Genomic DNA, 12,070 nt, shown 5'->3' with positions numbered 1-12,070 from the left:
CGGCGGGGGTCTTTTTTTGACCGCCTGCCGCTGCCCCAGCCTGAACGGTTCCCCGCCGACGGCGGCCTCCACGGCGGGCGCGCCGCTTTTTAGGACATGGCTGATTCCGGGCGGGTGACCGTCCTCCCTAGGATCGGTGCATGTTCCGATTCCCTCGCCCTTCCCTGCCCCTGGTCGCACCGCCGACCACCGCTTCGGTGCTGCTGCGCTGGCTGACGGTGTGCGTGTTCCTGTGCCTGGCTGCCGCCACCGGCTTCTACCTGCTGACCGCGTTGACCGAAGATATCTCCAGCCACCGCCGCGACATGAATGCCGCCGCGTACAGGGCGCAGATCTACTTCGACCAGCGTGAGGCCCTGCTGCGCTATCTGGGCGATTCGGTGGTGGTGGGTGATCCGTCGGCGCCGTCCAGCGAGGGCGTACGCCAGCTGCCGTTGGACGGGCCGGGTGGAAAGCCGGGCCAGCGCCTGCTGCTGTCGCCGCGCGCAGAACACACGCTGCAGACCCTGCAGACCCATCTGCTGCTGGTCGACGCGCAGGGAACGCATTGGCTGGCCGGCGGCCAGGCCGACGTGGACATCGCCGGCCTGCCCACGCTGCATGTACTGCAGCAGCGCAGCGGCACGCTTGCCGGTACCGACCCGGTGTACTGGCTGCGCGCGGGCGACGCCGGGGTCGCCCTGGCACAACCGGTACAGGCCGGACCGCAACCGGGCCAATGGTTGATGCTGCTGCTGGACAGTGCGGCCGCCTCGGACATGATCGATGGCCAGGGCATCGGCGGCTACGCCCTGCTGGACCGCGACGGGCAGCCCGCCCTGTCGAGCCTGGCTCCGCGCCTGGACAGCGCAGGCTGGAAAGCACTGCAGCAGCGCCAGGACGACAGTTTCGGCGTGCTCTGGAGCACAGGCCTGCCACGCGGCGTGGCCTTGGTGAAGGGCGTAGGCAATGACGGCTGGCGGCTGGTCTATCACCTGCCTCCACGCCTGCTGCTCGGCGACATGGCGACCTCGCTGCTGATCAGCAGTGCGTTGCTGCTGCTGGCGGGCATCGCGCTGCGCCTGCTGCGGCATCGCGTCGACCGCCAGTTGATCCAGCCGGCCCTGCTGCAGCACCGGCGCCTGCTGGAAAGCCTGGATTTCAGTTCCACGGTGATCGACCTGGCGCCGGTCGGCATCTGTGTCCTGCGCCGCAGCGACCGCCAGCTGCTGCTGTCCAACCAGCTGCTGCGCGACTGGCTGGGCGAGGAAGGCACGGACAGCGATTGGCAGGCACCGTGGCGCGGGCATGCCGGCGAACGCGGTCGCGGGCTGGAGTTCACCGCACGCGACGGTCGCCAGCTGCAGGTGCTGCATGCGGCCTGCCGTTACCAGGATGACGACGTGCTGCTGTGCGTGTTCCATGACATCTCACGCCATCGCCAGGCGCAGGCGGCGCTGTCCTCGGCGCGGCAGGCGGCCGACGCCGCCAACCAGGCCAAGAGCGCGTTCCTGGCGACCATGAGCCATGAGATCCGCACGCCGCTGTACGGAGTGCTTGGCACGCTGGAGCTGCTCGGTCGCACGCCCCTGGATGCGCGCCAGTCACAGTACCTGCGCACCATCGAGAGTTCCTCGTCGGTGCTGCTGCAACTGATCAGCGACGTGCTGGATGTGTCCAAGATCGAGTCGGGCCAGCTGAGCCTGGAGCCGGCATCGTTCTCGCCGCGCGAGCTGACCGAGAGCGTGCTGCGCAGCTTCGCCGCTGCGGCGACGCGCAAGGGCCTGCAGGTACTGGTCTGCACCGATCCCCGGTTGCCGACACGGGTGCTCGGTGATGCCGACCGGATCCGCCAGGTGCTCGGCAACCTGCTCAGCAATGCCATCAAGTTCACCGAGCATGGCCGGGTGGTGCTGCGCGTACGACTGGTGCAGCGCGAAGGCGAGTCGAGCGTGCTGGCCTGGCAGGTCACCGATACCGGCGTGGGCATCGCCACCGAGGAACAGGCACGCCTGTTCGAGCCCTTCCGTCAGGTCCGTGGCGCTGCCAGTGCGCAGGGCACCGGGCTGGGCCTGTCGATCAGCGACCGCCTGGTGCGCTTGATGAGTGGCGAACTGCGCGTGGTCAGCGAGCCGGGACTGGGCAGCAGTTTCACCGTGCGCCTGCCCTTGCCGGTGCTGGCGGCGACCGAGGATGGCCCCGCGTTGCTGGCCGAACCGCCGGTCTACGTGCGCGGCCGCGATCGCGAGCTGGTCGATAGTGCCTGTGGCTGGCTGCGCCGCTGGGGTGCCAATGCGCAGCCGCTGCAGGGCGATCCTGCCCTGCTCGACCACGCCGGCGCGATCCTGATGGATGGCGAGGCGGAACAGCCGTTGGCCTGGCAGGGACCGCGGGTGCTGGCCTCGATCGATGGTGGCGACCAACCGGCGCCTGCCGCCGATGGCGCGCTGCTGGTCACCCTGCATGGCATGTCCTCGATCGCCTTGGCGGTGGCACGCCAGCAGCGGCAATGCGCAACGCTGCCGACCGCAGCGCGCGATGTGCAGCCAGGCCCGCTGGGACTGCGGGTGCTGGCCGTGGAAGACAATCCCATCAACCGGGTGATCCTGGCCGAACAGCTGCAGGCCCTGGGCTGCGAGGTGGAGCTTGCGCAGGATGGTGTCGAGGCGTTGCAGCTGTGCCAGGCCCATGACTTCGACCTGGTGGTCACCGACATCAACATGCCGCGCATGGACGGCCACACCCTGGCGCGCCGGCTGCGGGCGGAGGGCGTTCTGCTGCCGGTGATCGGCGCCACCGCCAACGCTACCGCCGAGGAACGCGAGCGCTGCCTGGCCAGTGGCATGCAGGGCTATCTGAGCAAACCCATCGACATCGCACGCCTGCGTCAGGCGCTTTCCGCCGTTCGCCAAGGAGATCCTGCATGACCCGCCGTGTCCTGATCCTGGAAGACCAGCCGTTCCAACGCGGCTATCTCGTCAATCTGTTCAGCGCGCGCGCCGGCGTGCAGGTCGACGCCTGCGAAGACGTCGATGCGGCTATCGCCCTGTGTGCCTGCCAGGCCTATGACCTGGTGGTGAGCGATCTGTTGATGCCCGGCCAGGATGGCATCCAGTTCATCCAGGCACTGGCCGCGCAGCCGCGTCCGCCGCGGCTTGCCGTGGTCAGCGCAGCCTCGCGGCGGATGATGAGTTCGGCACGGTTGATGGCTGAATCACTGGGCCTGGACGTGGTCGGGCTGTTGGCCAAGCCGGTCGCCGCCAGCGATGTCGATGCGCTGCTCGATGCACTGGCGCAGACCCGGCCAGCCGTGCGCACCAGCCCGGCCGCGCTGACACCCGAGCCGGACGCGGTGCAGCTGCGGCAGGCGCTGGCCGACGGCAGCCTGACCGCCTGGTTCCAGCCGAAGAAGTCGTTGCAGTCCGGGCGCGTGGTTGCCGCCGAAGCACTGGTGCGCTGGCGCCATCCGCAGCTCGGAACACTGGCGCCTGGAAGCTTCCTGCCGGCACTGTGCCGTCATGGCCTGGAGGGCGAACTGCTGCGCGCGATGCTCACCGCCAGCATCCAGGCGCAGGCGCGCTGGCGCTCCCAGGGATTCCGCGTGCCGGTATCGATCAACCTGCCACCGCATCTGCTGGAGCAGTCCGATCTTCCCGATGAGCTGCTGGCATTGACCCTGGCCGCCGGCGGCAACCCGGCTGACCTGTGCTTCGAACTGATGGAGAACAGCACCACCCGCCACGTGAGCGACTTCTATGCAGGCGCGTGCCGGTTGCGGATGAAGGGGTTCGGCCTGGCCCAGGACGACTTCGGCCAAGGCCTGAGCTCGGTGCACAACCTGGTCAACACCCCCTTCACCGAGGTCAAGATCGATCGGGCGCTGGTCAGCGGCTGCGCGCGCGATCCCGCCCTGCACCTGACCTTGACCACCGTGATCGCGCTGGCCAACCAGCTCGGTCTGACCATCGTTGCCGAAGGCGTGGAGAGCGATGCCGATCTGGCCGCGCTGCGCCAGCTCGGCTGCAACCAGGTACAGGGTTTCCTGATTTCGCAGGCGCTGCCCTCGGACGACTTCACCCGACTGCTGGACGAAGATGCTCCGGATGAGGGCGCGCGCGGCAGCCGTGCAGCATCGCGCTGACAGTCGAGGCTGAAAGGCTTCACAATCCCATCAAGAGTCATTGACGATCCTCTCTGCGCGGCGGTACCGGCCGTGCCCCGGGCCCTTCGGGCCGCCATCGACCGCCTACTGCTCCGAGACCTGCCCATGCCGGCCGAGGCCGCTCCCGTACGCCGACTCGCCCGCCGCTCCCTGCGCGTACATGCCCTGCTGATTGGCGTGGTGGTGCTGGCAACCCTGCAGGCCGGCCTGCTGCTGTCCACCGGCAGCCAGCTGTTCAACGAAGAACAGAGCAAGATCCGCTATCACTTCCGTCGCCTGGACGGCACGCTGCAGGAACAGGACCGCTTCCTGCGGCAATGGCGCCTGCATGACGTAGGCAGTCGCGGGCAGCCAGTGGACGAATCTGCCTCGCGTGCGCCGCCCAGCCCCTTGTTCGCCAGTTTCGCCCGGATCGGTGCCGACAGTGGCGCTTCGGCACAGGCAGCGGACGAACTGGGCGACCGCTTCCTGCGCTTCTACGGCGCTTTCTGGGCGGCCTCCCGGTTTCCGCCTCCGCAATGCCTGCTGGTCGATGGCCAGGGCCGCCGTGGCCTGCTTGCGCCGATCCAGACAACGCGTGGTGATCCGGGCCAGAGCAGCCCGCATCACCTGCATCCGGCACTGGCCGCCATCCACCAGGTCCTGCGCGAACGTCCAGCGCTGCGCCGCGGCAGCGTGGTCTGGACACCGGTGGCCTGGCGCGAAGGCCAGACCCGGCTGCTTGCCATCGCGCACGCGCCGCAGGATGCCCGCCTGTGGGGCGAGAACGAGGACGAGTCACTGGCCGCCGTGGCCTGCCTGCTGGATCCCGGCCGCGTCGATGACTACCGCCAGGTGATGGGTACGCCGGTGTTCGAACGGATGTCACTGTTCGATGGCAACGGCCGCCTGCTGCTCGGTGATGCCAGCGATGCCAGCCGCGCCGCTACGTCCTGGCGCGCGGGATTGGACGGCCTGCTGTTCCGCATGCGCAGCGAACACGGCTGGCTGGCGGTGTATCACGTGGGCTGGCAACAGGTGTTCCAGCACCCGCGCGGGCCCCTGCTGGGCAGCATGGTGGTGGCACTGCTGCTGGCCACCGGTGGCGTGCTGATCCTGCGTGCCTACCGGCGTTCGGTGATCGAACCACTGCGCCGCAACCATGCGCGGTTGCTGGAAAGCGAAGCCTTCAGCCGTACCATCCTCGACAACGCACCGATCGGATTGTGCCTGCTGCGTCGCACCGATGGCCGCGTGCTGCTGGACAACGCGCTGGCGCGTCAGTGGTTGGGGGAAGACCACGACGAGGGTGGCTGGCACGGGCCCTGGCGACGCAGTGTGCTCGCCGCCGGCGGCACTGCCACGGGCGACGGCCTGGCCTACACCACGCCGGACAACCGCCACCTGCTGATCACCGCCACGCCCGCGCGCTATCGCGGCGAACCTGCCGTGCTGTGCCTGTTCATCGACCTCAGCAGCCAGCACGAGGCCGAACAGGTGCTGCAGCAGGCACGGCGCGCGGCCGACCAGGCCAACCGCGCCAAAAGCCAGTTCCTGGCCACCATGAGCCATGAAATACGCACCCCGCTGTACGGCGTGCTCGGCACGCTGGAACTGCTTGGCCTGACCCCGCTGGATGCGCGCCAGCAGGACTACCTGGACACGATCCAGCGCTCGTCATCGACATTGATGCAGCTGATCAGCGACATCCTGGATGTCAGCAAGGCCGAGGCCGACCAGCTGAGCCTGGAACCCGGCGCGTTCGATCCGGTGCGGTTGACCGAGGACGCACTGGACTCCTACGCCGCTGCCGCTGCACACAAGGGCCTGCAGTTCTACGCCTGCATCGACCCGGACGTACCGGCTGCGGTCAATGGTGATGCCGCGCGCATCCGCCAGATCCTCAACAACCTGATCAGCAATGCGCTGAAGTTCACCGACAGCGGTCGGGTCGTGGTGCGCCTGGGTGCACAGCACGTCGATGATCGCTGCTGGCTGCGCTGGCAGGTGGCCGATACCGGCATCGGCATCGCCAGCGAGCACCAGGCACATCTGTTCGAACCGTTCTTCCAGGCCAACCCGGGCACCGATGCCATGCGTGGCACCGGACTGGGCCTGGCGATCTGTGCACACCTGACCGCGATGATGGACGGCCACCTGCGGGTGGTCAGCGAAAGCGGCCTGGGCAGCAGTTTCTCGGTCGAACTGCCGCTGCCTGAGGCAATACCCGATCCGCTGCAGGCGGCTTCACCGCAGTTGCCGGCAGGGCTGCCGGTGCAGGTTCGCGGCAGCGTTCGCGAGTTTGCACAATCGATATGCGATCGGCTGCAGCAGCGTGGCGCACAGGCCAGCGTGCACCGCGACGATGCACCGGCGCTTGTCGACCCTGGCACGGTGATGCTCGACCTTGTGCTGGACGAGGGTGCGCCTGCGTGGAGTGGACCGCAGGTGGTGGCCTGCCGCGAAGGCGGAATGCAGCCGCAACAGGTGCAGGGACATTGGCAGGTCGGCGTGCATCGCCTGGATGCGATCGTGATGGCGCTGGCGGCTGCAGCCGGGCGAGCACTGCCCGCCGAGGTCAACGGGCGCCTGCCCGCGACACGCAGGTTCGGCGGGCTGCAGGTGCTGGTCGCCGAAGACAACCCGATCAACCAGGCGATCCTGCGTGACCAGCTGGAGCAGCTCGGCTGCCACGCCGTGGTCGCCAGCGACGGCAATGAGGCCCTGCGCTATTGGCCGCAGCGTCCTTTTGCCCTGGTGTTGACCGACCTCAACATGCCGGGACTGGACGGTTACGGTCTGGCCCGTGCATTGCGCGCGCGTGGGGTTGGCGTACCGATCCATGGCGCAACCGCCAACGCCGACCCGGCCGAACGGCAACGCTGCCACGAGGCAGGGATGCAGGGGGTGCTGGTCAAGCCGATCACCCTGGCAGCACTGCAGCGCCTGCTGATCCAGGTTGCGGCCGGGCCGCACAGCGAACCCAGCGACGACGATGCCGATGCTCCGCTGCAGGTTCCGGAAAAGATGCAGGCGTTGTTCGTGCAGACCATGCAGGCCGACCTGGACAGCCTGCAGCGGGCGATCGGCGATGCCTCGCCCGAACGCGTGGCACAGGTGCTGCACCGCATCCGCGGCGCACTGGTGATCGTCGGCGCACCGGCACTGGTGGCACACGGCCAGCAGATCGAACAGCAGATCGGCGACGGCGACACGCTGCCTGCGCTGGCCGGGGCGCTCGACCATTTCCAACGGCGCCTGCAGCGGCTGCTGGAACCATTGACGCACGTCGCCGCCCCCTCACCTTCCCGCAACCCGACACTGCCATGACCACCCGCATCCTCATCGCTGACGACCACCCGATCGTGCTTGCCGGCATCCGCGATGTCCTGGCCGGCGAACTGGACCTGGACGTGGTCGGCGAGGCCGCCGATCCGGCGACCCTGATCGAGCTGATGACGAGCACCCAGCCCCATGCGGTGATCACCGATTACAGCATGCCCGGTGGTGACAGCTTCGGCGATGGCATCAAGCTGATCTCGTTCCTGCGCCGCAGCTTCCCGGACACGCATGTACTGGTATTGACGATGGTCTCCAACCCTTCGCTGGTGGCAGCCATGTATGCCGCTGGCGCGGGCGGCGTGGTGCTCAAGAGCCACGGTCTGGGCAGCCTGGTGCAGGCGCTGCGCACGGTGCTGGCCGACCGCATCTATCGCCCGCCCGGACTGATGCCGGTTGCCGCGGCGGAACCGGCCGATGCCGCGGTGGTGCTGGCGCGCCTTTCTCCACGGGAACTGGAAGTGATCCGCCTGTTCACCGGCGGCATGAGCGTGGGAGACATCGCCCGCCAACTGCAGCGCAGCGCGAAGACGGTCAGCACCCAGAAGATCAGCGCGATGCGCAAGCTGGGCGTGGACAGCGACCAGGCGCTGATCGAGTACTGCCTGCAGGCCTCGTTGTTCGCCTGAGGCGTCCACAACGCTGAACCGTGCCCGGCCCATGCGCCGGGCACGAAGTGCTTTAGGAAACGCCTGATTCCATAGGACAGGGCTGATTTCTAGTCTGGATGCATCCCGCCACGGTGACGACGTCCCATCGTCATCGCGTTACCGGCGGGAGGGAAACCGGATGGCGCCTGCAGCGGCCATCGCACGCGGTTTCCACAGCGACGCGGCCCTGCCGCGCCAGATCGCGCAGCCGCGCTGCGCCCTGCCACAGGAATCCAACAGCATGAACGCCTCTCCCCCACGGCGCCGCCGTGCGCCCGCCTGCGCGCGCGTGGCGCGCCTTCCCTTGATTCCCAGCCTGCTGGCCAGCGCCTTGTGGGCCGCCCTGCCCGTGCATGCGGCCGAACTGCAGGGGCCGTTGAAGGTTACCGATGGTGGCAGCCTGCAGCTGGAGGCCGACGACACCCTGCAGCACAGTGCGGGCGGCTACGCGCTGGAGGCCAATGGTGTTGGCAGCAGCATTACGGTCAACGGCAGCTGGATCTCGAGCACCGGCGGCGGCAGCGGCATCCTTGCCAGCGCCGGTGGCAGCGTCCTGCTCGAGGGCGGCATCCTGCAGGTCGGCAGCGGCAGCACCACCGTCGGCTATGCGCTGAACGCCAGCGGTGCAGGGAGCGTGATCCGCGCCAACAACCTGGTCATCAATGCCTTCCGCAATGGCTCCGGCTACGGCACGGTCAATGCCACCGGTGGCGGCAAGGTGTGGTTGAACGGTGGCCGTGTCAGCAGCGGCGGGCACGCTCTGTACTCCACTGGGCGTGGCAGCGAACTGCACGTGACCGGTACGGAGATCAACAACGGTGCCAACAGCGCAGTGTACGCCGAGGGTGGCGCGCTGCTGTCGCTGGAATCGCTGAAGATGACCTTCGACGAAGCCAGCAGCGGCTACAGCGGCCGTCTGTCCTCCGGCGGCAGCGGCAGCGTGCTGTCGCTGCGCGACGTGGACGTGGTCAACGGCTACTTCGACATCGACAACGGTGGCACGCTGCAGATCGTGGGCGGCAGTGCCAGCAGCAGCGGCAGCAGCATCCGCCTGCTCGGCAACAGTGGCAACCGCGTGTACTCCACCGCCGATATCACCGGCGGCCGTTTCGAGACCGTCGGCGGCTACGGCGTCAACGTCAACAGCTGGGCCAAGCTGACCACCAACGGTGCCCACTTCACCGTGCGCGACGGCTATTCCGGCATCTGGCTGTCCGGCGCGGACTCGCTGGCCGACCTCACCGATACCACGCTCAGCACCTATGGCGACAACGGCTACGGCCATGGCGTGGACGTCTGGGGTGGTACTGCCACGATCACCGGCGGCAGCATCGATACCCACGGCGATGGTGTCTACGGCCTGCGTGCCTCGGGCAGCAATCCGCCGACGCCCTACTCGCGCATCCGCGCCAAGAACCTGGACATCACCACCTACGGCACCGGCGGTGGCGGCGTCTTCCTTGGCGGCAGCACGGCCGATGCGCAGCTGGACGGAGGCTCGATCACCACACTGGGTGCATCCTCGTTCGGCATCGTGCAGATGAACACGGCCAAGCTCACCGCCGACAACCTGAGCATCCATGCGCAGGGCACGAATTCGGGTGTCTATCGCTCCTACATCACCGTGTTCGGGCCGTATTGGGACCGCTTGGTGTTCAACAACAGCACCCTGCAGACCCAGGACGGCCCCGCGTTGTGGCTGCAGGGCAGCAACCACGAGCTCACGCTCAACAACACCGATGTCGTCGCGCGCCAGCAGGGCAACCTCGACGGTGGCCGCCTGCTGCGGGTGAGCGATACGGTGTTCACCGATGGAAGTTCAGTCGCCACCGCAGACATTCTGTTCACTGCCGACAACAGCCGCCTGACCGGCGATGTCGTGGTCGACAGCGCCACCGCCAACGTGCAGATGACGCTGCGCAACGGCACCGTGTTCAACGGCGCGCTGCGCAACGATTCGGGCTACCAGGTCGCGCAGCTGGCGATGGACGGCAGCAGCCAATGGAACGTGCGTTCCAGTTCCAGCGTCGGCTCGCTGGACCATGCCGGTACCATCGCCTTCGTCGCCCCCACCACCGGCGACTTCAAGACCCTGACCGTCACCGGCGACTATGTCGGCAACGATGGCCACTGGCTGTTCAACCGCGCGCTGGGCGACGATGCCTCGCTGGGTGACCAGCTGGTGATCCAGGGCAACAGCAGTGGCACCGCCTCCGTCAGCGTGCGCAACGCAGGGGGCGCCGGTGCCCTGACCAGCGAAGGCATCCGCCTGATCAGCGTGGGCGGCCAGTCCGATGCGCAGTTCTCGCTGCAGGGACGCGCGGTGGCCGGCGCTTACGACTACTTCCTGTACAAGGGCGGCGTCTCCACCCCGGATGACGGCAACTGGTACCTGCGCTCGGAATACGTCCCGCCGGTCGACCCGCCGGAACCGCCCGATCCGCCGATTGATCCGCCGACTCCGCCGATCGATCCGCCTGCCCCGCCGATCGATCCGCCGGTAGTTCCGCCGGTCGATCCGCCACTGCCGCCGGCACCGCCGCGCGTGGAGCGACCGGAGCCGGCGGTATACATGGCCAACCAGAGCAGTGCGCTGGGCATGTTCCGGCACAGCCTGTACGACCGCAGCGGTGATCCTGCCGATGCGACCGGTGGTGGCAGCGACGCCATTGCTTGGGCACAGGTGCGCAGCAGCGCGCCCGGCAGCCGCGGCCACCAGGTGGATGTGGACAGCGAGCTCAACAGCGTGCTGCTGGGCATCGGTCGTCGCTTCGAAGCCAATGCCGGCGGCCAGCTGCAGGCAGGTGTGATGGCCGGCCATGGCCGGGCACGCAATGACAGTCGCTCGCAGGTGACCGGTTACACCGCGCACGGTGTGGTCAACGGCACCAGCCTGGGCCTGTATGCGACCTGGTTGCAGGACGCGCGGATGGAGCACGGTGCGTATGTGGACGGCTGGCTGCAGCACGGGCGTTTCCGCAACAGCGTGCAGGGCGAAGGGCTGCAGAAGGAGCACTATCGTTCGCACAGCTGGACCGGTTCGGCCGAGGCAGGCTACGTGCTGCCCGTGCAGCGCACGGCCCAGCGCGGTGTCTACCTGGAGCCACAGCTGCAGGTGATCCACAGCCGCTACGACGCCGACCGCGTGGTCGAGGCCAACGGCACGGTGGTTGAAGGGCGCGACAAGGACAGCACCACCACGCGTGTGGGACTGCGCCTGTACACGCGTTCGCTGACGCAGCGCCAGGGGCAGGTACAGCCGTTCGTCGCGGTGAACTGGTGGTCCGGTGGCAACGACGCGACCATCGCCGTGGACGGAGAACGCCTGCGCCGGCAGTTGCCGCGTGACATCTACGAAGCCAAGGCCGGCGTGCAGGTGAATCTGTCGGGCGGCTGGCGCGGCTGGGGTGAGATCAGCCACCAGACCGGCGGCATGGGCTTCCGCGATACCAGCGGCCAGCTGGGCGTCTCTTACCGCTGGTAAGCGCTGCGACGGGTGAGCCCAGCGAGGGGTCCGGCGATGCGTCGTCGGACCCCTTGTTGTTTTCCACACCACGCGTGGAAATCGATGGGGGTTGGATGTGGACAAGTGGCCATGAGCCACGCACGACAAGCGTTTTCAGCTCTGGTCATTTTTTATCCAACCAATCCACCGCGCCCGCAGGTGCATGTTTTCCACACAGCAGGTGGAAAGCGCTGCGGACTTGATGTGGACAACCCGGCTTGAACGTTATGCCGCAAGCGTTTCAGGGTGTGGCTGTTTTTTGTCCAGGCGCTTCGATGGTTTTCCACACATCGCGTGGAAAGCCGTGGGGGTTTGGTGTGGACAAGTAGCTGCGAGCCCTGCACGGCAAGCGTTTCAAGGCGTGGTGAATTTCTGTCCACGGCCACCGGCAGCACTGCGCTGGCGCTTCCGCAGCAGAAGCGCGCAGCGGCACTGCTCGTGCGCCCCTTCTGACAG

General features: G+C 67.8%; 5 protein-coding genes. All 5 read left to right on the top strand.

The window, feature by feature from the left end:
* The first annotated feature begins 140 nt into the window (after positions 1–140).
* The gene (locus tag CLM74_RS03960) at positions 141–2,906 is read left to right on the top strand and encodes a response regulator (protein ID WP_105163493.1); all 2,766 of its coding nucleotides are present in this window, start codon (positions 141–143) and stop codon (positions 2,904–2,906) included.
* Positions 2,903–4,120: an EAL domain-containing response regulator gene (locus tag CLM74_RS03955; protein ID WP_025879154.1), complete on the top strand. Its 1,218-nt coding sequence runs from the start codon at positions 2,903–2,905 to the stop codon at positions 4,118–4,120. Before CLM74_RS03960 ends, CLM74_RS03955 begins: the two co-directional genes overlap by 4 nt.
* A gap of 126 nt (positions 4,121–4,246) precedes the next feature.
* On the top strand, positions 4,247–7,450 hold the full coding sequence (locus tag CLM74_RS03950; protein ID WP_105163492.1) for a hybrid sensor histidine kinase/response regulator: 3,204 nt from the start codon (positions 4,247–4,249) through the stop codon (positions 7,448–7,450).
* The gene (locus tag CLM74_RS03945) at positions 7,447–8,088 is read left to right on the top strand and encodes a response regulator transcription factor (RefSeq protein WP_025879152.1); all 642 of its coding nucleotides are present in this window, start codon (positions 7,447–7,449) and stop codon (positions 8,086–8,088) included. Before CLM74_RS03950 ends, CLM74_RS03945 begins: the two co-directional genes overlap by 4 nt.
* Before the next feature lie 262 nt (positions 8,089–8,350).
* Entirely contained in the window at positions 8,351–11,593 is a 3,243-nt protein-coding gene (locus CLM74_RS03940; protein WP_105164930.1) for an autotransporter outer membrane beta-barrel domain-containing protein, read from the top strand.
* Positions 11,594–12,070: the final 477 nt, after the last annotated feature.

Source organism: Stenotrophomonas sp. MYb57 (genome assembly GCF_002966815.1).
Classification (GTDB): Bacteria; Pseudomonadota; Gammaproteobacteria; order Xanthomonadales; family Xanthomonadaceae; genus Stenotrophomonas; species Stenotrophomonas indicatrix.
The sequence above is the reverse complement of the archived record's forward strand: the minus strand, read 5'-3'. Positions and strand labels throughout refer to the sequence as shown.

Coding starts and splice junctions, on each gene's coding strand:
- CLM74_RS03945 (WP_025879152.1), top strand. CDS start 7,447: ATGACCACCCGCATCCTCATCGCTGACGACCACCCGATCGTGCTTGCC.
- CLM74_RS03940 (WP_105164930.1), top strand. CDS start 8,351: ATGAACGCCTCTCCCCCACGGCGCCGCCGTGCGCCCGCCTGCGCGCGC.
- CLM74_RS03950 (WP_105163492.1), top strand. CDS start 4,247: ATGCCGGCCGAGGCCGCTCCCGTACGCCGACTCGCCCGCCGCTCCCTG.
- CLM74_RS03955 (WP_025879154.1), top strand. CDS start 2,903: ATGACCCGCCGTGTCCTGATCCTGGAAGACCAGCCGTTCCAACGCGGC.
- CLM74_RS03960 (WP_105163493.1), top strand. CDS start 141: ATGTTCCGATTCCCTCGCCCTTCCCTGCCCCTGGTCGCACCGCCGACC.